The sequence below is a fragment of the Tistrella mobilis KA081020-065 genome, assembly GCF_000264455.2.
GTDB classification, from domain to species: Bacteria; Pseudomonadota; Alphaproteobacteria; order Tistrellales; family Tistrellaceae; genus Tistrella; species Tistrella mobilis.
Genome location: NC_017956.1, coordinates 1,338,179 through 1,363,015, shown reverse-complemented (window position 1 = coordinate 1,363,015; position 24,837 = coordinate 1,338,179). Strand labels below are relative to the sequence as shown.

The following is a 24,837-nucleotide window of genomic DNA, read 5'->3' as shown; positions in this document are numbered from 1 at the left end:
AGCTCCGACGCCTTCGGGCCGGTGACCGCCGGACAGCCATCAACCGGCCCCGGGAGGTCTGCCCATGCGGCTGAAGACCTTCCAGGCCCGCAACATGGCCCAGGCGCTTGCCGAGGTGCGCAAGGTGCTGGGCGAGGACGCGATCATCGTCGCCACCGTGCCGGCCGAAGACGGCCGCGGCGTGGTGGTGACCGCCGCGGTGGATGGGGCCGCGCGACCCTCCGTCGCCACGCCCGCCAGCCTGCCCGCCGCCGTGCCGGCCGCGGAAGCGGTGCTGGCCGAACGCCGGGCCGCTGCCGGTCGCAGGCGCCCGGGCGCGGCCGAGATGCCCTTGCGCAGCGGCCCGCGCGCCGTGCCGCCGGCGGCACCGCCCCCCGATCTGCCGCCCGCCTCGCCCCCGGCGCGGCCCGGGCTTCGCAGCCGCGCCGATGATGTCGACGACGAGATCGAGCTGGAGTTCGAGCGCGAGGAAACCGCATCGATCACGCCGGCCGCCGCTGCGACCGCCCGCCGGGAAGCCGCTGCGGCAGAGGAGGATCCGGAGACCGTCTCCAAGGCGGTCTCGCCAGAACTCGCCCAGATCGAACGGGCGCTCGCCTTCCATGGTGTCGGCGGCCAGACCGGCCGGCGGCTGCTGGCCATGGTCCGCGAACGGCTGCGGGCGGGCGAGGCGCCGGATCGGGCGCTGGCCCAGGCGCTGGACCGGGTGGTGGGTTTCGACCCGCTTGGCCGCACGGCCGGCCGGCCCCAGGCGCTGGCGCTGATCGGCCTTGCCGGCGCCGGCAAGACCGTGACCGTCGCCAAACTCGCCGCCCGCGCCCTCACCCAGGGCCGGCGGCTGACGGTGGTGACGGCCGATACCATCCGCGCCGGTGGGGTGGAACAGCTCGCCGCCTATACCGGCCTGCTCGGCATCGACCTGCTGGTCGCCGGCTCGTCGCGGGAACTGGCCCGCGTCGCCGCCCGTGCCCGGGCCGACGCAGCGGGAGAGCCGATGACCCTGCTGGTGGATACCGCCGGCGTGAACCCCTTCTTCACCGAAGAGACCGAGGAACTCGCCACCCTGCTCGATGCGGCCGAACTGGAACCCGTGCTGGTGCTGCCGGCCGGGATCGACCCGTTCGAGGCCGCCGACCAGGGGGCCGCCTTCTCGGTGCTGCATCCCAGACGGGCGATCTGCACCCGGCTCGACGGTGCCAGGCGATTGGGCGCAGTGATCTGCGCCGCCGCCGCGGCACGCGTCCGGCTGTCGGAGGCCAGCGTGACCGCTCATGTTTCCGAAGGACTGAACCCGTTGAGCGCGACCGGGTTGGCGCAACTCTTGCTTAGAGATCCGCTGAACCTCCGCCCCGCCAAGCTCGACCGAGACGCCGAGATCCGCCCATGAACGTCGACCGTTCGGTTCACATACATCCCGCCGCGAAGCTGCGCGCCCGCAACGTCGTCGCCATCGCCTCCGGCAAGGGGGGCGTCGGCAAGACGTGGTTCTCGATCACGCTCGCCGGCGCGCTCGCCCGCCGCGGGCGGCGGGTGCTGCTGTTCGACGGCGATCTGGGCCTCGCCAATGTCGACGTTCAGCTGGGGCTGACGCCGCCCACCGATCTGGCGGGTGTCGTCACCGGCCGGATCGGCTTTGCCGAGGCGATCAGCAGCTACGAGGCCGGCGGCTTCGACATTCTGCCCGGCCGCTCGGGGTCCGGCTCGCTGGGCCGGCTGCCGGCGGAACGGGTCGCCATGCTGCGCCTCGGCATCGTTCAGGCCGCGCGCCAGTATGATACCGTGCTGATCGATCTGGCCGCCGGGCTCGATCAGTCGGTGCGGGCGCTGGCCGCCACCGCCGGCACCGCCCTGGTGGTGACCACCGACGAGCCGACCTCGATCACCGATGCCTATGCCTTCGTGAAGGCGATGCTGCGCGACAACCCCGAGGCCGACCAGCGCATCGTGGTCAACATGGCCGACAGCCAGGCCGGCGGCTTCCGCACCTATGAAACCCTGCGCAATGCCGCCCAGAACTTCCTGGGCGTCGCGCCCAGGCTTGCCGGCATCGTGCGCCGCGACAAGCTGGTGCGCGAGGCCATCCGCCGCCAGACGCCGCTGACCATCCGCCACCCCAACGCCCCGGCGGCCATGGACGTCGACAAGATCGCCGGCGAACTGACCCTCTGACGGAATACAGGGCCGACGGGGCGTTTTCTGCACGAAACTTGCGTGGCACCCGGCAATAATTGCCCTGACCCGGCAAAATCTGCCGGGTCATCCGCGCATCCGCCCGGGACGCCATGGTCGACATCATCCCGCCTGCCATCCCAGCCGCCCTGATCCGCACCTCCGTCGACGGCCGCCCGGCCGGTGGACGAGAGGGGGCGACAGGACGTGACGGCGCGGGCCAGCGACGTGCGCCGGATCAGGGCCAGGCTTCCCAGACCCCGGCGGGCGATCCCGGCCGGACGGGCAGCCGGCAGGACGGCGCCGTGCAGCGCGATGCAACCGGCGGCCGCAACCCCGGCACCGGCGACCAGCCGCCCGGCCAGCTTCCCCGCCGCCCCGGGGACGCACCGCCCCCCGATCCGCGCAGCCCCGACGGCCGGGCCGCCACCACCGCCGATGGCCGGCCCGTCCGCCAGCAGGGCACCACCGGCCTCCAGGGATCCGAGACCGGCCGCCCCGGCGATCCCCGCCTGACCGGCCCCGACGGCACGGCCCGCACGACGGCCACGACCAGCGGGTCCGAGGTCCGCCAGCCCACACCGCCCGAAGACACCGCCGGCCGGATCGCCCTGCCGGTGGTTCTGCGCGGCCGCGACGAGGCCGGCAGGCCGCTGGTCCGCACCCCGCTCGGCCAGCTGGCCCTGACCGCGGCGCCGCGCGACGGCACGGCGCTCGCCTCTGCCCCCGCCTCTGCCACGGCGGCCACGCCAGCCCCCTCGGCGCCCGCCTCGGCACGGGCCGCGCCGCCTGCCGCCCCGGCACCCTCTTTCGCCGCCGGCCTGCTCGCCGATGACGGGGTTCTGGCACGGGTGGACCATGCCTCGGTCGGCCGCCTGCCGGATCATCGCGGCCGGGTGCCGGTCACCCTGCTCGATGCCGCCGGCCGCGCATTGGTCGAGGCGATGGGCCTGCCCACCCCCGATCCGGAAGCCCCCGATCCCGAGACGGCCGCGACACCGCAGCGCGACCGCGCCCTGCTGGCGCTCCGCCTGTCGCCGCCGCTGCCCCATCCCGCCGCGACATCCCGGGCCGCCACGTCCTCGGCCGCGACAACCCTGGGCGGAACCACTGGCACGGCGCCCCGGCCCCAGCCGACCGGCGTCGACCCGGTCGCCCGGCTGGTGGAATGGGCCGCCCGCGCACCGGCCGGCACCGGTCTCACCCTGCTGTCAGTGGAACTGCCGGCCCTCGCGCCCGGACCGACAGCCGCGGCACCGGCGCCCCTCCCCGGCCAGGCCGCACCGGCGCCGGGACCGTCAGGTCAGCCCGCTCCCCCCCAACCCCTGCCGACCGCAGCATCACCAGGCAGCACTACACCGGTTCCCCCTGCGCCGGCAGGCTCGCCATGGCCTGCAACCGGCGGCACGCCGCCGCCTGCATCCTGGCCGCCGGCCGGCCCGACCGGCGCCCCGACCGGCGCCACATCGATGCCGGCCCCTCCACCGGGTCTGGCCGCACCTGCCGTCCCCGCACCGGCGCCGCCCCTGCCCGGTGCAGCGGCACCCGCAGCCGCGCCGCCACCGCATATGGCAGCACCCGATCCCAGCCCGATGCAGGCCGGCGCCTGGCAACCGCCCGCGCCCGCGACGGGCTGGCAGGCCGATCCGGCAGGCGGCCCGCTGCCGCACCGCATGCCCGCCCCCCTGCCATCCGATGGCCGGGCACCGGCGCCCGCGGCCGGGCCGCAGCCATGGACATCGACACAACCGCCGCAGCCGCCGGCCCCCGCGGGCAGTGCAACCGCCTGGCTGGCGCAGCTCCCCGACGCGCCCCGCGCCGCCGGCCCGACATTGCCGTCTCCGACATCCGCGCCCACCGGCACACCAGCGGCTGCGCCGCCATCGCCAGGCCTCGCCCAGAGGCCACATGTCACGCCGGAAGCCGCACCGGAGCCGCAACCCGCGGCACCGGGCCGGCCGGCTGTGGCAACGGCTGAAACCGCCTGGCGCCCGGCATCCTCCTCGCCGCAGCCCCCGGCCTGGGAACCCCCGGCGCCGGCCATGTCCGCAGCACCGTCGCCAGAGGCTGCACAGCCCCCGCCATCCGCCGCCCGCCCGCCGCAGGCACCACCGCCCGTGCAGAGCCCGTTCACGACAGCCTCCGCACCGGAGGCACCCGCCGCCGGAGCCCCGCATGTCCAGGCGCCACCTGCCGCGGCTGCCAGCGCCGGTGCTCCACCTGCCGGCGCCGCGCCTGCCGCGACGGCCACCTCGGCCGTGACCCAACCGACGGTGCCGCAGCCTGAAGCGGCCATGCCGGCAGACCCTGCCGTTCAGCGGTCGCCGGCCCAGCACCCCGCCCCCGCAGCCCTGCCGGCCGACGCAGCCGCCCCGCGCGTGCCCGGCCCGGCTGGATCTTCGGTCCTGGCGACGCCTGATGCCGCGGCCCATGGCGGCGATCCGACCCGGCCTGCCGCCAGCCCGCCGGCCCAGCTCCCCTCCACGCCAGGCCCCTCCCACGCCGGCCCCGTCCATACAGGCTCCGTCCGTGCAGACCCCACCCATGCAAGCCTGGCCCGGCACGGCCCCAACCACCGGCGCGACGGTCCCCCATGCGGAGCCGACGGCATATCAGACGCCCGCCCAGGCACCGGCGTCCCAGCCCCGCCAGCCCGAGGCCGATTTGCCGCGCCCGGCGCTGCCGCAGGCGTCGGCGGCCGGGTTCCAGCCGCTCAACGTTCCGACGGGCGGGTGGCCGGCAGAGGATGGGGCGGCACCGGTGGCCCGGCCGCTCTGGGCACCGGCGCCCGCACCGGCGGCGGCGCCCCCTCCGGCAGCGGCCCCCCTGCCGACCTCCCCGGCGCAGCCCGCCGCCCCGACCACAGCCGTGCAAGCGGAGCCCACCGCCCCCATGCCGGCCGATCCCGCATCGACGATGGCCGCCGATCCGGTCGCGGCCGGAGAGGATCTGGCCGGCGCCCGCGAACTGGCGCAGCGCACCCGCGCGCTGATCCTGGCCGAGGCCGGCCGCAGCGCCCGCATCCCTGCCGACGATGCGCCGCCGGTCCGCCCGGCCCCCGAACACGGGCCCGAGGCGAGCCGTGTGACCGGCGTGGTGCTGGGCCGGGACGGCAATGGCCGGATGCTGGTCTCCACCGCCCTCGGCCTTTTGTCGATCGACCGGCCCGGGCCGTTGCCGCCGCCGGGCACGCGACTGGCGGTGGTGGTGGCGCCCGAAGCCCCGCCCGCCGGCCGCAGCGGTGCCACCCCCGGCGGCGCGCCTGCCGTTCCGCTTCCCGGAACCTCGGCATCGGGCGACTGGCAGTCCCTGGCCGATGCCGCGCGACTGATCGCCACCCTGCATCCGGCCGCAGCCGAACGCCTGCTGGCCCCCGTGCTGCCGACACCCGGCCGGGATTTCGCCGCCAATCTGATGGTGCTGCTGAAACAGGTGCTCTCGGGCAACCGCCCCGCGGCCGCGGACAAACTCGCCGACGAGCTGAACGAGCTGGACGCCGCCGACACGGCCCGTGCCGTACTGTCCGAGTTCGACGGCGCCGGCCGCGGCGCCCAGACGTCCGCCGGTCAGGCCTTGGGCGGTGAGTGGCGCAGCGTCCAGATCCCGAGCTGGGCCAATGCCACCGTCATCCCGGTGCAGATCCACATCCACCAGCCCCGCCGGGATGATGACGGCACCGGGGACGGCGGCGGGCGCGGCGACGGCATCTGCCGTTTCGTGGTCGAAACCCGGCTCAGCCGTCTGGGCGACATCCAGCTCGACGGCCTGGCGGCTCCCGGCCGGGTCGACATGGTGATGCGCACCGCCCGCGCCCTGCCGCCCGGCACCGCCGCGGCGCTGGCACGGGTGATGGACGACGTGCTCGCGGTCTCGGGCCTGCAAGGCGGTCTTGCCATACGAACCGAACCGCCGATTCGCCTGCCCGCCCATGCACGCCCGGCGCCGCGCCCGGATGGCAGCGGCGTGGTCGCATGACCGGTCCGATCGCGCTATGATGGCTGATCCGGTCTCATCCGAGGCCGGTCCTCACGAGATCCGCCGAGATGTCCGACGACGACACCCCGCCGGGCCCCGACCCGGAGCACCCGATCAGCTCGCTCGACCGCCGCTGGCAGGCGGTGGGGGAACGGCGCGCGCATCTGGTTACCGCCGACAACCCGGCGATCGCCCATGACTATCTGGTCGAACATCGCGGCCGGCTGAAGCTGCGCTTCTCGGAAGACGGTCCCCCCGCCACGGTGCTCTGGCGCCTGCGCTATGTGCCCGACCGCCTGGTCCTGCCGCGCCACGCGCTCGACACCTACATGACCCACCTCGCCGCCACCCCCTGGCCGCTCCCCGAAGCAGCAGCCGCCGCCGTCATCGCCGACATCGGCAGCGAAGTCATGCCCCGCTTCCTCCAGCTGGTCCTGCTGCTCGACGCCACCTCGGGCGGCCTGCGCGTCACCTTCGAGGAACGCCGCCCGAACTGGTCGAACCCGGCCCTGATGGCGCGGTTGGCGTTGCTTTAGCAGCCCGGCAGATCCCCCGTCTCGCGGTCATCAACGGAAGGCTTTCGAAACGATGGAAAACACCACCCGCACCACCATCATCGAAGCCGCCGAAGCCCTGTTTTATGAACAGGGTCTGCGCAGTGTCAGCGTGGATGCGATCGCCGCGCGGGCCGGTGTCACCAAGCGGACGCTGTACTATCATTTCGACAGCAAGGATGCGCTGATCGCCGCCTATCTGGCCGCGCGCGATGCGCCGACGGTGGAGCGGTACCGCAGCTGGCTGGGGCCCGATGACCGGCCCTTGCCGGATCGGATCCTGGCCATGTTCACGGCGCTGGCCAATTCTGCGAAGCGGCCCGGATGGCGGGGGTGCGGCTTTACCCGGGCGGCGCTGGAGATGGCCGGCCAACCCGGCCATCCTGCCGTGGTGATGGCCGCCGATCACAAGAAGAGGTTCGAAGCCTGGCTGGTGGAGGAGCTGACGGCGGGCGGTGTTGCCGACCCCGATCTGGTCGGCCGGCAGGTCATGATCCTGCTGGAAGGCGCGATCGTGCACACGCTGATCCACCGCGACACCGCCTATGCCCTGGCCGGCGGCCGCGCGGCGGCGCTGCTGGTCGCCTGCGGCAGCCCGGCGGTGGCGCCGGCCGCCGCACGGGAGCTGATGTATACCGACTAGTGAGTTTCCAGGGCCGGGTGCGGCTCTATCGTTGAGGGGATGTCTTACGAGGAGGACGCCCCCGTGCCACACGCCGCTGCACGATCCTGGACCCCGGCGCTGATCCTGTCGCTGGTCGCCGCCGGTATCATCCTGTCGCTGTCCATGGGGTTGAGGCAAAGCCTCGGCCTGTTCGTCGAGCCAATGGTGCGCGGCACCGGCATCACCGTCGCCACCTTCGGCTTCGCCATGGCGGTGCAAAACCTGGCCTGGGGCATCGGCCAGCCCTTCATGGGCGCGCTCTGCGACCGCTTCGGCGGCCGGCTGGTGGTGCTGATCGCCGCGGCACTCTATGGTCTCGGCCTCTATCTGGCCGCGAGCGGCAGCCATGTCGGGCTCTATCTGGGCGGCGGGCTGCTGATCGGGCTTGCGGTCGCCGGCACATCGCATGGCGTGCTGGTCGGCATCGTCTCGCGCCTGGCGACCCCGGCGGTGCGGGCGACGGCGGTGTCGATCCTGGCCGCGACCGGATCGCTCGGCACCTTCGTGATCGCACCGGCCGCTCAGGGCATGATCGATCGCTGGACCTGGCAGGACGCCATGATCGGCCTTGCCCTGCTCGCGGCGCTGATGGCGGTGGCGACGCTGCTGTTCCGGCGCGGCCCCGCCCCCGCACCCGCCACCGCGGGGGCCGTGCCGCCGGTCAATGCCCGGGCGGCGATCGGCCAGGCGCTGGGCAACCGCACCTTCATCATCACCACCATCGCCTTCTTCGCCTGCGGCTTTCAGCTGATCTTCATCGCCACCCATCTGCCGAATTTCATCGGCATCTGCGGCCTGCCGCCGATCGTCGGTGCCCAGGCGATCGCGCTGATCGGCATCTGCAACGCCTTCGGCACGCTGGGCGCCGGCTATCTCTGCCAGCGCTGGGGCAATCGCAACGTGCTGGCGCTGATCTATCTGCTGCGCACCGCCGCCATCGCCGTGTTCTTCGTGGTGCCGGTGAGCGTCGAGACCACGCTGATCTTTGCGGCCGCGATGGGGGTTCTGTGGCTGAGCGTGGTGCCGCCGGTCAGCGGGCTGATCAACGGCCTGTTCGGCCCGGCCAATTTCGGCGCGCTGTTCGGGGTGATGTTCCTGAGCCATCAGGTCGGCGCGTTCCTGGGTGCCTGGCTGGGCGGGCTCAGCTTTGAATGGAGCGGCAGCTATTCCACCGGCTGGGTCAGCCTGATCGTGGTCGGCACCATCGCCGCCGTGCTGCAGATGACCGCCGGCGACGAGGCCGACCGGGACGGCCCGGCCGGCACGACGGCCGGCCGGGCGCCCGCAACCTCGTGATCTCGCAGCCTCGTGATCGCCCTGGGCGGCAATCCTAGGCCCTGATCTCCTGGCGCTGGAACAGCACGTAAGCCGCGGTGAACAGCAGGATCATCGCGGCGATCAACCCCGACATCTGCGGCCAGACGATGGCGAGGCTTTCGATCGTCGGCAGCGGGGCGCCGAGCAGCGCGCCCCGCAGCTGGTCGATGAACAACGGCCCCACCGACCGGGCCGCCGGGTCCAGCAGGATGGCGGTGATCTCGCCATAAAGCGTCTGAGGCGAGAGCCGCGCCACCGCCTGCTGGGTCTGGAAGGCATCGATCAGCGACATCGGGTTCAGCGGATCGACCGGCGAAATCGCCGAGGCGACCACCGGTGCGATCATGCCCCAGAACACCGACAGCACCAGCCAGATGGAGAGTGCCGCCAGCGCCGAGGTGGCGGTGGAGCGGATCACCGTCGACAGCGTCATCGCCAGCGCCAGCCAGACCCCGGCATAGGCGATGGTCGCCACCAGATAGGCCAGGCCGCGCAGCACCTCAGCCCCCGTGGGCGGCAGCCCCAGGAACAGGATGCCGAGCCCCGTGGTGCCGAGCCAGAGCGTCACCATCGCCACCGCGATCACCAGCAGCCCGCCCAGGAATTTGCCGAACAGGATCGCATCGCGATAGATCGGCTGGGCGAGCAGGCGGCTCATCGTCCGCCGGCCGTGTTCGGCATTGATCGCATCGAAACCGAGGGCGATCGCCACCAGCGGCAGCAGGAAGCCGAGCAGCCCGGCAAAGGACGGCACCGGCTGGCGGGCGGTGGTGAAGAGTTTCAGGAACAGAAACGTGTCGTCGGTGGCCCCGGCACGGATGGTGCCGATCGCGCCATAAAGCGCGCCGGCGGCGGTGAGCAGCACGAGCAGCATGATCAGATGCAGCCGCGCCCCGGTCATATGGTCGGCCGCTTCCTTGAGCGCGATCGTGCCGACCCCGGTGAAGGGAGATCCCTCACGCATCTCTGTCCGCCTCCTCGAAGAACCGGCCATAGGCCTCGTCCAGCCGCACGCGCCTCAGATCCAGCGTGTGGAGTGCAATGCCGGCCTCGACCAGCCGCCGGGCGATCGCCGCCCGCAGATCGGCACGGGCCTCGATCTGCCAGCCGCCATGGGCCGTGGGGATCACGGCTTCGATGCCGTCGAGCCCCGACAGCAGGGCCGGCAGGTCGCCGGCATCGGCCTCCACCTCGATGACATAGACCCCGCCGCCGATCCGCGCGGCCAGCGCCTCCACCGTGCCGATGAAGCCGATCCGGCCGCGATTGAACAGGGCCACCCGCGTGCACACCGTCTCGACCACATCCAGCATGTGAGACGAGAGCAGCACGGTCATACCGTCGGCGGCGAGGCTGCGGATCAGCGCCAGCAGCTCGCGGGTCGATTGCGGATCCAGCCCCGAGGTCGGCTCGTCCAGGATCACCACCCGGCAGTCGCGCATCAGCAGTTCGGCGATCCCCAGGCGCTGGCGCATGCCGCGCGAGAAGGTGGAAACCCGCCGGCCGGCAACCTCCACCAGCCGCACCCGCTCCAGCGCCGCCAGGATCCGACGGGCGGCCTCTGACCCGTCGATCCCGGCCAGGCGGGCGGTATAGGCCAGGTTCTCGCGCGCGGTCATCGCCTCGTAGAAACCGACCTGGTCGGGCAGATAGCCGACCCGCCGCTTCACCGCCAGCGGCTCGCGCAGCGGGTCGTGTCCCAGGATGCGGACCTGGCCCGCGCTGGCCTCGGTCAGCCCCAGCAGCATCAGGATGGTGGTGGTCTTGCCGGCGCCGTTGGGGCCGAGCAGGCCGACCACCTCGCCGGCACCGACCTCAAGGTCGATGCCGGCGACCGCAACCGCCGCGCCATAGCGTTTGACCAGGCCGCGCGCCTCGATCACCGGCGGCCCGGCCGGGGCGGCCGCGATCGCGGTGCCCTTCGGTCTGGATGAGAGTTCGGGCGTCATCGCTTCACCTCCGCCCATAGCGCAGCACCGCGCCGGCCAACACCAGCACCGCCACGGCGATCACGCCCAGGCCGATCATCCCCCAGAGCGTGGAGGTGGTGACGGTGGTGCGGAACTGCACCGATTGCGAAAGACTGCCGCTGCCGGCGCGCACGCCAACCACGTAATCCCCCGCCACCGCCTTTTCCGACGGGGTGATCCTGACCGCCACCTGGGCGTCGGCGCCGGGGGCCAGGCTGGGGATCTGCTGCGGCGCGAATTCGACTTTCCAGCCCGAGGGCGGGGTCGCCGACATCTCCAGCCCCTCGGCCGGGGCCGAGCCGGTATTGGTGACGGTGAAGGGGAATTCTGTCTGCTCGCCCGCGACCACATCGCCCGACAGCCGTTCCTGCGGGCCCGAAATGGCGAGGTCGGGCTGGCCGGTGATCTCGATGCCGAGATCGGTGGCGGCGCTGACCTCGCCGCCGGTCACCGCGACCTTGACCGGATAGCGGCCGGCCGGGGCGGTGCGCAGCGGCACCACCTCCAGCGTCAGGGTCTCGGACGCGCCGGGCTCGATCGGCAGGCCGGTGATTTCTTCGGTGCCGTAGCCGCGCTTGAACCGGGTCTGGAAACCGTCGGGCGCCTGGGCCGACAGGTTGAACAGGCCCCCCTCGCCGCTCTGATTGGTCACCTTGATCCGGAAGCTGAAGGTGGTGCGCGCGGTTCCGCGGAGCGCCGGCAGTTCAGGGGCGAGTTTCAGCCCGCCACCCGCCGCATCCGACAGCCGGATGGTCAGCGGCAGGGTCGTGGTCTCGCCGTCATGGCGGGCATTGACCGCAAGCGGCACCGGCGCCCTGGCGCCCGTCTTCGGCGGGGTCACCTCCAGCGTGATCCGCTCCCGGTCGTCGGGGCCGACCATCACCGCGCCGATCTCGCGGCCGCCACCTTTCAGCGTGGAGGTCCAGCCCTCGGGCAGGCCCGAGACGTCGAGTGTCGCGCGTTGCGGCGGCAGGCCCTGATTACGCAGGGTCAGCGGAATCGAGGCGGTCTCGCCCGGCTTCACCGCCAGATCGGGATAGGGGGTGGTCATCCAGAACCCGTCGGGCCCTGAGCTGGTCTCGGCCGAAGCCGCCATGGGTGCGATGGCGGCGGGCATCAGCAGCGCCGCGATCACCGCGGCGCGAAGGAGCATCGTCTTCATCATTCTCTTCGCCGGAACGGGGGCGCAAGGCGCCACCCCGGGCATCTCCGCCTCCCTCCGCGCGGATATGCCGGTCTCTCTCTGCCGAAGATCGGGCAGCCTGAACGGGGCGCACCCCCGCATGGATCAGGCAGACCGGACCCCCGGCCCCTGCCGACACCGTGGCCCGGCCGGTGCAGACCCGGCGGCATCACGTGCCGGCCCTGGCGCAATCGGGCCATGCAAGACCCGATCCCGCAGGATGGTGGTCAGGCTGTGCTGTGAATGACGGTGCCGCCGGGCGTGGCCTTGCCGGACGCGATGCGGCTGACGACGCAGTCGTGCGAGGGACGGATTTTCATGCCCATCTTCCTTACGCTGGACGACGATGTCGTATGCGACGGATCTGTTGTCCGTCACGCCCGCAAGCGTAGGCAGATGCGGGGTGGGGTTCAAGTGTTTCCGGGTGGAAAGTGGCGGGACTTACGAGACCTGCGGCTTGCCGAGGGGCCATCCCGACTACTCCCCCTCCTCCGCCGCCTTGCGCCGGAAGCCGGCCATGCCGATTTCGTCCATGCGGTCGGTTTCGCGCAGATCGGCCTCGTGGGCGGCGCGGGCCAGGCGGTTGTCGCGGGCGATTTCATAGCGCTTCACGGTGCGGAAGGCCTCGGCCAGGTCTTCAAGCGCGCGTTCGCGGGCCTTGCGCAGAAGGGTCAGATGCCGGGCGATCTCTGCCCGCCTCCGGTCGACCCGGCCGGCATAGGCGACCCAGCCGGCGATCATCGCCGGGTCGTTGCCTGCCGCCGCCTTTTCGGCCGCGACCTCGGCGACCAGCCGGGCGTCGTCGGCCTCGATCGCGGTGATCTGGTCTTCGACCGCGGTGACGTTGCGCCGGGCGGCATCGACGCCGTTGCGGGCCAGGCGGATCAGCCCGTCGAGGGCCTTGACCGGGTTCGCCATCGGGGATCAGCCTCCGGGCTTCGGCATGCCGAGCAGCTGGGCGAGCTGGTCATAGCCTTCGGCCAGCGTCGCGCGTTCGGCCTTGCCCTGCGAGAGGAACCGCTCCAGCCCCTCGTGATAGCGGATCGCCTCGTCGACCGCGGGGTCCGAACCGGCGCGATAGGCGCCGAGGCGGATCATCTCGGCCATGTCTTCATAGGTCGACAGCAGGCGGCGGGCGCGGATCACGACGGCGTTCTGTTCGGGCGTGTTGCAGTCGGGCATGGTGCGCGACACGCTGCGCAGCACATTCACCGCCGGATAGCGCCCCCGTTCGCCGATCGACCGCTCCAGCACGATATGGCCGTCGAGAATGCCGCGGGTGGCGTCGGCCACCGGCTCGTCGTGGTTGTCGCCTTCGACCAGCACGGTGAACAGGCCGGTGATCGAGCCCTGGCCGGTGCCGGGCCCCGCCCGTTCCAGCAGGCGGGGCAGTTCGGCGAAGACCGATGGCGTGAAGCCCTTGCTCGCCGGCGGCTCGCCCGCCGCCAGGCCGATTTCGCGCTGCGCCTGGGCGAAGCGGGTGATGCTGTCAATCATGCACAGCACATCGGCGCCCTGGTCGCGGAAATGCTCGGCCACCGCGAGCGTGGTATAGGCGGCCTGGCGGCGCATCAGCGCCGGCTCGTCGGAGGTTGCGACCACCACCACGCTGCGCGCCAGACCCTCGGGGCCGAGCGCCCCTTCGATGAATTCCTGCACCTCGCGGCCACGCTCGCCGATCAGCCCCACCACCGAGACATCGGCCGCGGTATAGCGGGCGATCATGCCCATCAGCACCGATTTGCCGACGCCCGAGGCCGCGAAGATGCCGAGACGCTGGCCGCGGCAGCAGGTGACGAAAGTGTTCAGCACCCGCACACCCAGATCGATCTTGGCACCGACCCGGGTGCGGGCATGGGCGGGCGGCGGCGGCGCCCGCATCGGCCGCGGACGGGCGCCGGGCACCAGCGGTCCCTTGCCGTCGATCGGCCGGCCGAAGCCGTCGATCACCCGGCCGAGCCAGCCTCCGGAGGGGCGGATGGTCGCCTCGCCGCCGCTCGCCTCCACCTCGGCCCCCAGCGCCACGCCGTCGAGCGGGCCGAAGGGCATCAGCAGGGCACGGCCGTCGCGGAAACCGACCACCTCGGCCGCAAGCCTGCCGCCGTCACGCAGCCGGATGCGGACATGGTCGCCAAGGGCCGTGCGCGCAGCCACGCCGCTGGCCTCGGCCATCAGCCCGCGCACCGCCACGATGCGCCCGCGCACCACGTAGCTGTCGAGCGCCTCGATCGTGCCCGCCAGAGAGCGGATCAGATCCTGCATCGACCCGGCCCTTTCATCTGCCGCCTCTCCATCTGCCGCCGCCTCTTTTCATTTCGGATCCGCGGACGATATCCCGATAAGCGATCCTACACCCTGAGAAGTGCTCGCAAAGCCGTCTGTCCGATTTTCATCACAATCCTGACGTGATACCGTGGGACGACATAAGAAGGGTCGTTCCAGCGCGCCATGGTCGCCAGACCACGTGCGGGACTGGCGGATTGCCGCCGATCGGAAGAGGTTGCTGATCCATGCGTATTCTGCTCGTCGAAGACGATCCGTCGACTGCCCGCTCGATCGAACTCGCCCTGAAGAAGGAAGGGTTCGTCTGCGACACCACCGATCTCGGCGAAGAGGGCCTCGAGATCGGGCGGCTCTATGACTACGACCTCATGATCCTGGATCTGATGCTGCCAGACATGGACGGCTACGAGGTGGTGCGCCGGCTGCGCGCCGCCCGGGTTCAGACGCCGGTGCTGATCCTGTCGGGGCTGACCGATACCGACAAGAAGATCAAGGGCCTGGGCGTCGGCGCCGACGACTATGTCACCAAGCCCTTCGATATGGCGGAACTGGTCGCGCGCATCCAGGCGGTGGTGCGCCGGTCGCGCGGCCATGCCCAGTCGGTGATCCGCACCGGCCGGCTGACGGTCGATCTGGACAAGCAGTCGGTCACGGTCGACGAGCGGCCGGTCCATCTCACCGCCAAGGAATACGCCATCCTGGAACTGCTGTCGCTGCGCAAGGGCACGACGCTGACCAAAGAGATGTTCCTGAACCATCTCTATGGCGGCATCGACGAGCCCGAGCTGAAGATCATCGACGTCTTCGTCTGCAAGCTGCGCAAAAAGCTGACCAGCGCCACCCATGGCGACAACTACATCCACACCGTCTGGGGCCGCGGCTATGTGCTGAAGGACCCGGAACTGGGCAGCCGCAGTGGTGACGACGGATCGGGCCGTCGGCGCACCGACGCCGCCTGAGCGACCAGCAGCCGCCTGGCTGCCGCGTCGGCACTCCCCAAAGAAAACCGCCGGCGGAAGACATTCCACCGGCGGTTTTTTCTGTGTCGTTTTTGCCTGTGGTGTGCCGCCCGGCGGGCGCCGGATCAGGCCGGGACGTAAACGCCCCGGTGATCCGGCAGCGGCCGGAAGCGGTCGGTGATGCCGAGCACGGTTTCGGCACCGCCCAGGAACAGGAAGCCGTCGGGCGCGATCACCTTGCGCAGATCCTCCAGCACCTTCCGCTTGGTGTCCTGATCGAAGTAGATCAGCACGTTGCGGCAGAAGATGACATCGAAAGTGCCGAAGCCCGAAGCCCCATTCAGCAGGTTGTGCTGACGGAACTGCACCATCGACCGGATGGTCTGGTTCAGGCGCCACTGCTCACCATCCTGCTGGAAATACTTCACCAGCATGGTGATCGGCAGGCCGCGCTGCACCTCGAACTGCGAATAGGTCGCAGCCTTGGCCTTGTCCAGCACCTCGTTGGCAAGGTCGGTGCCGATGATCTCCAGCCGCCAGCCGTCGAGCTTGGCCCCCATCTCCTTGAACAGCATGGCGATGGTATAGGCTTCCTGCCCGGTCGACGCGGCGGCCGACCAGATCCTGAGCTGGCGGCGATCCTGCCGCCGGCCCAGCATCTCGGGCAGGACGAAGGTGCGCAGCTCTTCGAAGGGCTTGATGTCGCGGAAGAACGACGTCTCGTTCGTCGTCATCGCATCCGTGACGTCACGCCGGAGTTCTTCCGCCGACGGCTTGCGCAGCTCGGCGATCAGCTCAGACAGTCCCGGCAGCCCACGGCGCCGGGCAAGCGGCGACAGTCTGCTTTCCAGCAGGTACAGCTTGTCGGGGCCGATCACCAGCCCGGACCGCTGCTTCAGCATGCCGCTGATGAAGGCGAAATCCTCCGGCGCCATCACGGTCCTCCGTCGACCAGCCGGCGGACTTCGCCGGCCATACGATCCAGCGGCAGCACGGCGCTGCACAGCCCGGCCTGGGCAGCCGCACCCGGCATGCCCCAGACGACGCTCGACGCCTCGTCCTGGGCCATGACCACGCCGCCTGCCTGCACGACATGTTCGCCACCACGCTGCCCGTCCGACCCCATACCGGTCAGGATCACGGTCAGCAGGTTGCGGCCATAAATCTTCGCCAGCCCCCGCAGCATCGGATCCACCGCCGGCCGGCAGAAATTCTCCGGCGCGTCCTGGTTGATCCGGATCACCGCCCCGCCGGCCGCTTCGGTCGGCACCATGTGCCAGTCACCGCGGGCGACGTGGATGCGACCGGCCTTCACCGGCATGCCGTCCTCGGCCTCGACGCAGGGCAGGCCGCTTGCGCGGGCCAGATGCTCGGCCAGGATGGTGGTGAAGGTGGCGGGCATGTGCTGGGTGATGAACACCGGAATCCGCTGCAATGCGGGCCCCAGCGCTCCGAACAGGGTGAACAGCGCCTGCGGGCCGCCGGTGGAACTGCCGACCGCCAGCGCCTTGGCCCGGAAGGCCGGCGGGAACGGGCGCAGCACCACGGGCTTGCGCTGCAGACCCAGCCGCTGCGGCAGATCCGCCGCCGCGGCCGGCACCGCGGCCGGACGTGCGGCAGGTGCCGCCGGCTCGGTCCGCGGACGATAGGCCGTGGTCGGGCTGGCGGCAGCGGCAGGTGCCGCCGGTGCGGCGGCACCGCCACCGAGTGCCGGCGCCGTGCCGTCGCGACGACCGCGATCGGCATGGGCCTTCACCTTGGCCAGCAGCTCGCGCGAGAAACCCTCGTTCGAGTAGACCTCGCTGGTGGCGCTGGGCTTGGGAATGTAGTCGACCGCGCCCTTGGCCAGGGCCTCCATGCTGACCGCCGCATTCTTGCGGGTCAGCGTGGAGGCCATGATGACCTTGAGCCCGGGCTGCGCCCGCACCAGCTCCGGCAAGGCGGTCAGACCGTCCATTTCCGGCATCTCGATGTCGAGCACGACCACTTCCACCGGCTGGCGCTTCAGCTGGTTGAGTGCGATCCGACCATTCGCGGCAGAGGCGACGACACGGATCTCGGGATCGGCTTCTAGGACACGGATGAACAGACCGCGAATGACCGCGCTGTCGTCGACCACCATCACGCGATAGGGTTCGACACCTCCGCCCCCTGCTGTGTAAGAGCTCACTAGATGAGGCCCACCTGCGTGAATTTGGTTTCGATGATCTCGCTGTCGAACGGCTTCATGATGTATTCGTTCGCACCCGCCATGATCGCCTCCTGAATATGGGAGAGATCGTTCTCGGTGGTGCAGAACACGACGATCGGCGCGTCGCCGCCCGGCATCTGACGCAGTGCCTTCAGGAACTCCAGCCCGTTCATCACCGGCATGTTCCAGTCCAGCAGCACGGCGTCCGGCATGGCCTCGCGGCAGCGATCCACCGCCTCCTGACCATCCGCGGCTTCCCTGGTGGCGAAGGAGAGACCCTCAAGGATACGCCGCGCGACCATGCGGATGACCTTGGAGTCGTCAACGATCAGGCAGGTCTTCATTTCAGATCGGATCCTCGAACGCGCCGCCCGACGCCCGGGCACTTGTGGGGAGGAAAGGCTTCGGTCGGACAGGCCGGGCCGGCGCGAGGGGCGGCATCAGCCGAATTCGAACAGACGCTCGACATCAAGCACCAGCAGCAGCTTGTCGTTCAGTCGGTATACCCCGAGAGAGACGTCTCGCCAATGCTGCGCGAGATTGGCCGGGTTGCGTTCGAACCGGGCATCGTCGAGCGAGAGCACCTCGCCCACCCCGTCGACCATCAGGCTGTACAGCTCGCCGTCGTGTTCGACGACAACGTTCATGCCCTTCATCTCCGCCGGGCGGGGCGCCAGGCCCAGCCGCCGGCGGACATTGATCGCGGTGACGATGCGGCCGCGCAGGTTCAGCGCGCCTGCGACCTCGGCCGGGGCCAGCGGCACCCGGGTGATCTTCTGGGGGCCCAGGATGTCCTGGACCACCAGCACCGGGATGCCGAAGGTCTGCCGTTCGATCACCACCGTCACGAACTGCCGCTGGGCGCCGACGACCTCGTCGTCACCGGTGCGGGCCAGGGCGTTGCCGCCACCGGCGTAGCGGACGATATCCGCACTCATGCCACGCTCCCCTTCGCCATGTTCATCACCTGACCGATCGCCGCGATCAGGCCCTCACGGTCGAACTTCGCCACATAGTCGTCATACCCGCTGTCGCGGCCGCGATCGAAATCCTCGGGCGCGGTATGCGACGACAGCGCAATCATCGGGACCTGGGACCAGGCGCCCTCTTCGCGGATGGTGCGGGCGAAGGCGAAGCCGTCCATGCCCGGCATCTCGATGTCACTGACGATGATATCGAACTCGGCGCCCTGGTCGCGCAGTTTCAGCGCCGCCTCGGCACTTTCCACACCCGAGACCTCGTAACCGGACACGCGCAGAACCGGCGCGATCAGGCTGCGGAAGAAGGCGCTGTCATCGACCAGCAGCACCCGACGGGCACGCGCGGCGCCGATCCTGCGCGGCTCGGCCTCGTACCAGTCGCCGGTGGCGCGGAGCAGGTAATAGCCCACATCCACGATGTCGGTGGTGCGGCCCGCGATCACCGCGGTGCCGATCAGGCCGTCGCGGCGGCTGCGCAGCTCCACATTGAAGCTGTCTTCCACGATGTCGACGATCTCGTCGACCACCAGGCCCATGGTGCGATTGCGCTCGGTGAAGACCACCACCGGCTGCCGGCCCTCGCGCGCCAGTTCCTGGCTCTCGTTCACCATGACCAGCGGCATGATCTGGCCGCGATACTGCACCACCGGCCGGCCGTCGGAGCGTTCGACCGTGGCCAGGTCGATCTCTTCCAGACGTGCCACCAGCGACAGCGGCACCGCCTTCGGATCCTCGCCACCGGCGCGGAACACCAGCAGCGACAGCTTGTCGTCGGCATTGGCGGCGGCCTCGGCCGCTGCCGCCTCGGCGCGGCGGTCGCTGGCGGTCTGGATCTCGCCCACCGAGGTCGCCAGGCCGTTCGGATCCAGGATCATGACCACGCTGCCGTCACCCAGGATGGTGTTGCCCGAGAACATGGTGATGTCGCGCAGGATCGGCGCCACCGGCTTGACCACGATTTCCTCGGTGTCGAAGACCTGGTCGACGATGATGCCGAACGAGAAGGTGCCCACCTTGCAGACGATCACGAACAGGCCGTCGTCGTCGATTTCGACCTGCGGGTCGTGCTCGTCGACCAGGGCCAGGGCGTGGCCCAGGCTCACCAGCGGCAGCAGATGGTCGCGCAGGCGCAGAACCGGCCGGCTGTTGATCCGCTCGATGCGATGCTCGGAAGTGTTGGAGGCACGCACCAGTTCGACCACGCTGATCTGCGGCAGCGCGAAACGGTCGCCCGCGGCTTCCACGATCAGCGCCGCGACGATCGCCAGCGTCAGCGGGATCTTGATGACGAAGGTCGAACCCTTGCCACTGACGGTGCGCAGTTCGATCGTGCCGCCGATCTTCTCGATATTGGTCCGCACCACGTCCATGCCGACGCCGCGACCCGAGACGCTGGTTACCTTCTCGGCGGTGGAGAAGCCCGGCCGGAAGATGTACTGGGCGATCTGGGTGTCGGTCATGCCGTCGAGTTCGTTCTCGGTGGCAAGCCCGACCTTCACGATCTTCTGGCGCACCTTCCCGAGATCAATGCCGCGGCCGTCATCCGCGATCTCGATGATGATGTGGCCGCCTTCGTGATAGGCGTTGAGGGTGATGGTGCCGGTCTCGGGCTTGCCCGCCGCCCGCCGCTCGTCGGGCCGCTCCAGGCCGTGATCGGCCGAGTTGCGGACCATGTGGGTCAGCGGATCCTTGATCAGCTCCAGAACCTGACGGTCCAGCTCGGTTTCGGAGCCGTACATCTTCAGGTCGAGCTTCTTGTTCAGTTCCTGGCCCAGGTCGCGGACGATGCGCGGCAGCTTGGCCCAGGCATTGCCGATCGGCTGCATGCGGGTCTTCATGACCCCTTCCTGCAGCTCCGACGTCACATGGGACAGGCGCTGCAGCGGCACGGTGAACTCGCTGTCGCTGCGGCCGCGCACCATCTGGAGCAGCTGGTTGCGGGTCAGCACCAACTCGCTGACCATGGTCATCAGATGCTCGAGCAGGTCGACACTGACGCGGATGGTCTGACCAGCGATGTGGCTTTCGCGCGGGCCGCCATTGCTGCCGGCATCATGGTGATCGCCGGCATCGGCCCGCGGTGCGGCCTCTGCCGCCGCCGGCGCCTGCTGGGTTGCAACCGCACCGGCACCTGCGGCCACCAGCGCCTGGGGCTGGGCCGTGCCCACCGGCAGGCCCGCCGGGGCCTCGGCCTCGGCCTCGTCTTCGTCGTCCGGCAGGGCGTTGCCCGACATCTCGGCCGCCATCATCCGGCGCACCGCCTCGAAATCGGGGGCGCCGTCGGCACCGGTCGGCGCGGCGGTCTTGGCCGGGGCCTCGACGCCTTCGGCCGCGGCGTCCAGGCGGCCGATCAGGTCGGCATCATTGCCGGCGGGCTCGGCCTGGGTCCGTTCCAGCTCGGCCAGGATCTCCTTGATCTGGTCCAGGCTTTCCAGGATCAGCGTCACGATATAGGGGGTGACCGTCAGTTCGCGGTCACGCACCTTGCCCAGCACGTTCTCGGCCGCATGCGCCACCTTCTCGAGCCGGGGCAGGCCCAGGAACCCGCAGGTTCCCTTGATGGTGTGTACAAGGCGGAAGATGTTCTGCAGCAGTTCCGGATTGTCTGGATTGCGCTCCAGGCGCACCAGTTCGACGTCGAGCGTGGACAGGCTCTCCGTCGTTTCGGTGAGGAACTCGCTCAGCAGCTCGTCCATGGCGTTCTCATCCCTGCTGCCGTGAATGGCTGGCGCCGTGGCGCCTCGCGTGTGAAGTCGTCGGAGTGTCCGCAGACGGAACCGCCGCGGGCAGGCCCGCCGGCGGTGAGGAGAGAGGTTCAGGGACCGGTCTCGCCGGTCCGTTCCAGGCTGGAGACGCCAGCCCGGGCAGTGAAGACCGGCAGATCGCCCGTGATGGTCAGCCGGCGCAGATCGGCGCCCGACCAGTCGGTGGCAACCGCAAGTCGGCCGCCGACGGCGGCGGCCATTTCGGAAACCATGAAGGGCAGCACGGTGCGGGCATCCAGCGCCGCCGGATCGATCCGTCCCTCGATCGACGGGACCAGCGTCTCGGGCAGGCGCATGGCGCCGCCTTCGGCCACCACGCTCACGCTGCCGCCCTCGACCGTGGTCCGCCAGGCAAGGGTGACCGTGCCGCCGCGGAGCAGGGCCTGTGCCGAGATCGCCGCCAGGCACAACACGATGCCGCCATGGGCCCTCAGCACATTGCCGTCGCTCGGCCAGGCGATGACGTCCAGACCGGCACGCTCGTCGGTGAAGTATCCGGCGAGTGCTGCCGACAGATCGCCGGCTGCTACCCGTTCGTCGGGATTGCCGCCGGCGCCCAGGGCCAGACGATAGAAGCTCAACCGGCGGGCAGCGCGGGCCGCACTGTCGGCCAGCAGTTGCAGCGCGTCGTCTCCCATGCCGTCTTCGGCCAGAAACTCAACGCCGTTGACGACACCACCGACGGGACCGACCAGGTCGTGGCAGAGCCTGGCACACACCAGTCCGGAGAGTCGTACCCAATCTCCCTCGCCCACGTCGCGTCACTCCCTGAAACCGATCGCATCCCCGGTGAACCTACCGGGGCTCGCCTTCTTCTTTTACGGCGGCAAGCGTTAAATTTCCCTTAGGCGCAGCGCGATTGCCGTAACCATATGCGCGTCCCCCCGGATCCCGGCCACGGACGGCATCGGCTCCCCGGAAACGGCCCCTGGTGCAGGCGATGCCGCCACCCCATCTGTGTCGGGAACGGACCCAATCCGGAAGGATCGTCAGATGACCACGCCGGCACCTTACGGCATGCTGTACCCGCCGGGAAGCCTCGTCCGCCTGCCCGGTCAGCCCGATTGGGGGCTGGGTCAGGTCCAGAGCGTGGCCGCCCATCGCGTCACCGTCAATTTCGAACATGGCGGAAAGCGCACCGTGCATGCCGATGTCGTCGATCTGGAACTGGTCCGCGGACCGAACCCGCCGGATGATGACGATTGAGCGACCAGGGGCACCGGAAAGCCACGGTACAGCTTTTGCGGTTGCAGCCGCCATCCGGGCTTCGTAAATACAGGATGCGCCGGACGCTGCGTCCCGCGAGACTTTCTCCGCCGAAGGCCAGGGTCTGCGGTTCTCCGCCAAAGACCAACGCCTGCGGTCACTCTGCTATGGGCCGGCCTGCGGCCGCTCTGCCACGGAACGTGATGATACCTGCCCCCGCATCACCATACCCGCCCCGGGACGCTTCGATGATCCGCATCGTGGATTCCGTTGTCGTGGAGAGGGAAGCCGGGCCATATCGGGGAAGCTGCTGGTGGTCGGCGGGGGGATCGTGATCGAACGCGAGGTCGAAGCACTCGCGCGGGCGGCTCTCCAGAAGCCACCATCGCAGCGGCAGGCGATTGCCGGCACCATCGCAACGATGCTGATCGACCGTGAGCGCAAGCTGACCGAACGGGTGCGCGGGGTCGTCGCCCATTTGATCCAACCTTTGGTTGCGGATATCGAGCACACGCTCCGCCGCGAACTGGCGGAAGAACTGGCGGCGATGCCCGAAGCGGGGGAGCTGCCGCCCAATCTGTTCGTGATGCTGGCCAACGACCGGATCGAGGTCGCCCATCCCCTGCTGTCGCGCTCGCCGATCCTGACCGATCCGGATCTGATCGCGATCGCCCGCGAACGGTCTTCCGCCCACCGCACCGCCATCGCCCAGCGACCGGATCTGAGCGACGCCGTCACCGGCGCCCTGCTGGATGCCGCAGAGGCCGAGGTGGTGACGGCGCGACTGGCGAACCGGACGGCACCGCTCTCGCCGAAGCTGCTGGAGCGTATCGTGATGCTGTCGCAGCGGATGGAGGTGATCCAGCCGCCGCTGTTGCAGCGCCAGGAATTGCCGGCGGGGCTTGCCTATCGGATGTTCTGGTGGGTGGGGGCGTCGCTGCGCCGCCACATCGTCCAGCGGTTCGACGTCTCACCCGAGATGATCGAGCGGGCGGTCGCCCGCGTGGTGGACCGCAGGGTGACCGAAACCGGCCGTCTGGCCGAGGATCAGGGCCGGGCGCGGCAACGCGTCGCCATGCTGGCACGCGGCGGTGGCGTCACCGAGACCTTCCTGCTGCAAAGCTATCGCCAGGGCGAGATCGCGCTGTTCGAGGCGGCACTCGCCCATATGACCGAGATCCGCCCGATCACCGCCCGGCGGATCGCCTTCGAGACCACCGGCCAGGCCCTGGCGATCGCCTGCAAGGCGGCCGACGTCACCCGTCAGGGCTTCTCGACGCTGTTCATGCTCACCCGTAAGATGAGCCGCGGCACCAAGGTGTCGGATCCCAAGGATCTGCTTGAAGCGGTGGCGTTTTTCGACATGGTCGACCGCCGGCGGGCGCTCGCCATCCTGGCGCTGTGGGACGGCGACGCGATCTGAACCGCCGGACGCGGCCCTGCCCGGTTGCGTTGCGGCCCTTGCGCGGCAACCTCTGCACCCCCACAATGTTGTCTCAAGACAGCCCGGTGAACGGGACACGCCCCTGATGACGGCCTTTCCATGACGGGCCTCCGGACGAGCGAGCCGCCGCAGTGAGCCAGATCCGCAATGCCTCCCCCATGCCCCTGAGCGATCGCCCCTCGCTGGTCGATCCCTTCGGCCGGCATGTGCACTATATGCGCCTGTCGGTCACCGACCGCTGCGACCTGCGCTGCGTGTACTGCATGGCCGAAAGCATGACCTTCCTGCCCAAGGCCGATCTGCTGACGCTGGAGGAACTTGCCCGGCTGTCGCGCGCCTTCATGGCCCTGGGGGTGCGCAAGCTGCGCCTGACCGGCGGCGAACCGCTGGTGCGCCGCGGGATCATGGATCTGATCGGCGAGCTGGGCCGGGATGTCGCCGCCGGCCGGCTGGACGAACTGACGCTTACCACCAACGCCACCCAGCTCGACCGCCATGCCGAAGGGCTCTACCGGGCCGGCGTGCGGCGGATCAACGTGTCGATCGACAGTCGCGATCCGGTGCGCTTCCAGCGCATCACCCGCTGGGGCACGCTCGATCGGGTGATGAACGGCATCGCCGCTGCCAAAGCGGCGGGGCTGGCGGTCAAGATCAACATGGTCGCGCTGCGCGGCGAGAACGAAGACGAGATCGAGGACATGGTCCGCTGGTGCGGCGAGAACCGGTTCGACCTCACTTTGATCGAGACCATGCCCTTGGGCGAGATCGACGAGGACCGGGTCGACCAGTATCTCTCCCTCGCCGAGGTCCGCCGCAGGCTGGAGGCTCGCTTCACCCTGACCGATCTGCCCGACCGCACCGGCGGGCCGGCCCGCTATGTGCGGATCGCCGAAACCGGCGGCCGGCTGGGCTTCATCACCCCGCTCAGCCACAATTTCTGCGAGAGCTGCAACCGGGTTCGGGTCACCTGCACCGGACGGTTGTATATGTGCCTGGGCCAGGATGATCAGGTCGACCTGCGCGAGCCGCTCCGCGCCAGCCCTGACGACGACACGCCCCTGATCGCGGCCATCCGCCGCGGCATCGACGCCAAGCCCAAGGGCCATGATTTCGTGATCGAGCGCCGGGGCGCCGCCCCTGCCCTCACCCGGCATATGAGCATGACGGGCGGCTGACC

The 24,837-nt window shown here is 70.3% G+C and carries 23 protein-coding genes; 10 read left to right on the top strand and 13 right to left on the bottom strand.

Going from position 1 to position 24,837, the window contains the following annotated elements; genetic code table 11:
• The first annotated feature begins 64 nt into the window (after positions 1-64).
• The gene (locus TMO_RS29160; protein ID WP_014744757.1) at positions 65-1,387 is read left to right on the top strand and encodes a protein FlhF; all 1,323 of its coding nucleotides are present in this window, start codon (positions 65-67) and stop codon (positions 1,385-1,387) included.
• Complete coding sequence (locus tag TMO_RS06240) at positions 1,384-2,169, top strand: MinD/ParA family protein (RefSeq protein ID WP_014744756.1); 786 nt, start codon at positions 1,384-1,386, stop codon at positions 2,167-2,169. The genes TMO_RS29160 and TMO_RS06240 overlap by 4 nt, the downstream gene beginning before the upstream one ends.
• Positions 2,170-2,407: 238 nt before the next feature.
• Here TMO_RS06240 and TMO_RS06235 read toward each other — a convergent pair whose 3' ends face one another.
• Positions 2,408-2,917 carry a hypothetical protein gene (locus TMO_RS06235; protein WP_041604858.1) on the bottom strand — a complete coding sequence of 170 codons (510 nt, stop codon included), beginning with the start codon at positions 2,915-2,917 and terminating at the stop codon, positions 2,408-2,410.
• 1,864 nt (positions 2,918-4,781) lie between these two features.
• Positions 4,782-5,063 (bottom strand): hypothetical protein, encoded by a 282-nt coding sequence (locus TMO_RS31185; protein ID WP_145978079.1) that lies wholly within the window; start codon positions 5,061-5,063, stop codon positions 4,782-4,784.
• On the opposite strand from TMO_RS31185, the gene TMO_RS06225 reads away from it, so the two are divergent.
• The 4 genes from TMO_RS06225 (at position 5,062) to TMO_RS06210 (ending at position 8,658) form a co-directional block, all read left to right on the top strand.
• On the top strand, positions 5,062-6,144 hold the full coding sequence (locus TMO_RS06225) for a hypothetical protein (RefSeq protein ID WP_014744755.1): 1,083 nt from the start codon (positions 5,062-5,064) through the stop codon (positions 6,142-6,144). The genes TMO_RS31185 and TMO_RS06225 overlap by 2 nt on opposite strands.
• A gap of 68 nt (positions 6,145-6,212) precedes the next feature.
• Positions 6,213-6,680, top strand: coding sequence for a hypothetical protein (locus TMO_RS06220; protein WP_014744754.1), 468 nt, complete (start codon positions 6,213-6,215; stop codon positions 6,678-6,680).
• A 52-nt stretch (positions 6,681-6,732) separates the two neighbouring features.
• Complete coding sequence (locus TMO_RS06215; RefSeq protein ID WP_014744753.1) at positions 6,733-7,341, top strand: TetR/AcrR family transcriptional regulator; 609 nt, start codon at positions 6,733-6,735, stop codon at positions 7,339-7,341.
• 63 nt (positions 7,342-7,404) lie between these two features.
• Entirely contained in the window at positions 7,405-8,658 is a 1,254-nt protein-coding gene (locus TMO_RS06210; protein WP_014744752.1) for an MFS transporter, read from the top strand.
• A 34-nt stretch (positions 8,659-8,692) separates the two neighbouring features.
• On the opposite strand, the gene TMO_RS06205 is transcribed toward TMO_RS06210, so the two are convergent.
• The 5 genes from TMO_RS06205 to fliI all read right to left on the bottom strand — a co-directional run bounded on the left by TMO_RS06205 (position 8,693) and on the right by fliI (position 14,094).
• Positions 8,693-9,643 carry an ABC transporter permease gene (locus TMO_RS06205; RefSeq protein ID WP_014744751.1) on the bottom strand — a complete coding sequence of 317 codons (951 nt, stop codon included), beginning with the start codon at positions 9,641-9,643 and terminating at the stop codon, positions 8,693-8,695.
• Entirely contained in the window at positions 9,636-10,628 is a 993-nt protein-coding gene (locus TMO_RS06200) for an ABC transporter ATP-binding protein (protein WP_014744750.1), read from the bottom strand. The genes TMO_RS06205 and TMO_RS06200 overlap by 8 nt, the downstream gene beginning before the upstream one ends.
• A 4-nt stretch (positions 10,629-10,632) precedes the next feature.
• Positions 10,633-11,811, bottom strand: coding sequence for an NEW3 domain-containing protein (locus TMO_RS06195; RefSeq protein WP_228382268.1), 1,179 nt, complete (start codon positions 11,809-11,811; stop codon positions 10,633-10,635).
• A gap of 498 nt (positions 11,812-12,309) precedes the next feature.
• Positions 12,310-12,750, bottom strand: a complete 441-nt coding sequence (locus TMO_RS06190; protein ID WP_014744748.1) for a flagellar FliJ family protein — start codon at positions 12,748-12,750, stop codon at positions 12,310-12,312.
• A 6-nt stretch (positions 12,751-12,756) separates the two neighbouring features.
• Complete coding sequence (gene fliI, locus TMO_RS06185; RefSeq protein WP_014744747.1) at positions 12,757-14,094, bottom strand: flagellar protein export ATPase FliI; 1,338 nt, start codon at positions 14,092-14,094, stop codon at positions 12,757-12,759.
• A gap of 248 nt (positions 14,095-14,342) precedes the next feature.
• On the opposite strand from fliI, the gene ctrA reads away from it, so the two are divergent.
• Positions 14,343-15,074 (top strand): response regulator transcription factor CtrA, encoded by a 732-nt coding sequence (gene ctrA, locus TMO_RS06180; RefSeq protein ID WP_014744746.1) that lies wholly within the window; start codon positions 14,343-14,345, stop codon positions 15,072-15,074.
• 125 nt (positions 15,075-15,199) lie between these two features.
• Here ctrA and TMO_RS06175 read toward each other — a convergent pair whose 3' ends face one another.
• The 6 genes from TMO_RS06175 to TMO_RS29155 all read right to left on the bottom strand — a co-directional run bounded on the left by TMO_RS06175 (position 15,200) and on the right by TMO_RS29155 (position 21,765).
• The gene (locus TMO_RS06175) at positions 15,200-16,009 is read right to left on the bottom strand and encodes a CheR family methyltransferase (protein WP_014744745.1); all 810 of its coding nucleotides are present in this window, start codon (positions 16,007-16,009) and stop codon (positions 15,200-15,202) included.
• Positions 16,009-17,196 (bottom strand): protein-glutamate methylesterase/protein-glutamine glutaminase, encoded by a 1,188-nt coding sequence (locus TMO_RS06170; protein ID WP_014744744.1) that lies wholly within the window; start codon positions 17,194-17,196, stop codon positions 16,009-16,011. The genes TMO_RS06175 and TMO_RS06170 overlap by 1 nt, the downstream gene beginning before the upstream one ends.
• A 47-nt stretch (positions 17,197-17,243) precedes the next feature.
• Positions 17,244-17,609 carry a response regulator gene (locus tag TMO_RS06165; RefSeq protein ID WP_014744743.1) on the bottom strand — a complete coding sequence of 122 codons (366 nt, stop codon included), beginning with the start codon at positions 17,607-17,609 and terminating at the stop codon, positions 17,244-17,246.
• A gap of 96 nt (positions 17,610-17,705) precedes the next feature.
• Positions 17,706-18,203 (bottom strand): chemotaxis protein CheW, encoded by a 498-nt coding sequence (locus tag TMO_RS06160; RefSeq protein ID WP_014744742.1) that lies wholly within the window; start codon positions 18,201-18,203, stop codon positions 17,706-17,708.
• A complete protein-coding gene (locus TMO_RS06155) occupies positions 18,200-20,941 on the bottom strand; it encodes a chemotaxis protein CheW (RefSeq protein ID WP_014744741.1) in 2,742 nt (913 codons plus the stop codon). The genes TMO_RS06160 and TMO_RS06155 overlap by 4 nt, the downstream gene beginning before the upstream one ends.
• A 119-nt stretch (positions 20,942-21,060) precedes the next feature.
• Positions 21,061-21,765, bottom strand: coding sequence for a histidine phosphotransferase family protein (locus TMO_RS29155; RefSeq protein ID WP_145978078.1), 705 nt, complete (start codon positions 21,763-21,765; stop codon positions 21,061-21,063).
• Positions 21,766-22,003: 238 nt separating this feature from the next.
• Here TMO_RS29155 and TMO_RS06145 point away from each other — a divergent pair, with 238 nt between their 5' ends.
• From TMO_RS06145 to moaA, 3 genes are all read left to right on the top strand, one after another.
• Positions 22,004-22,216, top strand: a complete 213-nt coding sequence (locus TMO_RS06145) for a DUF3553 domain-containing protein (protein ID WP_014744739.1) — start codon at positions 22,004-22,006, stop codon at positions 22,214-22,216.
• 313 nt (positions 22,217-22,529) lie between these two features.
• Positions 22,530-23,639, top strand: a complete 1,110-nt coding sequence (locus TMO_RS06140; protein WP_014744738.1) for a DUF2336 domain-containing protein — start codon at positions 22,530-22,532, stop codon at positions 23,637-23,639.
• Between the two features lie 179 nt (positions 23,640-23,818).
• The gene (moaA, locus tag TMO_RS06135; RefSeq protein ID WP_041605572.1) at positions 23,819-24,835 is read left to right on the top strand and encodes a GTP 3',8-cyclase MoaA; all 1,017 of its coding nucleotides are present in this window, start codon (positions 23,819-23,821) and stop codon (positions 24,833-24,835) included.
• Positions 24,836-24,837 lie beyond the last annotated feature (2 nt).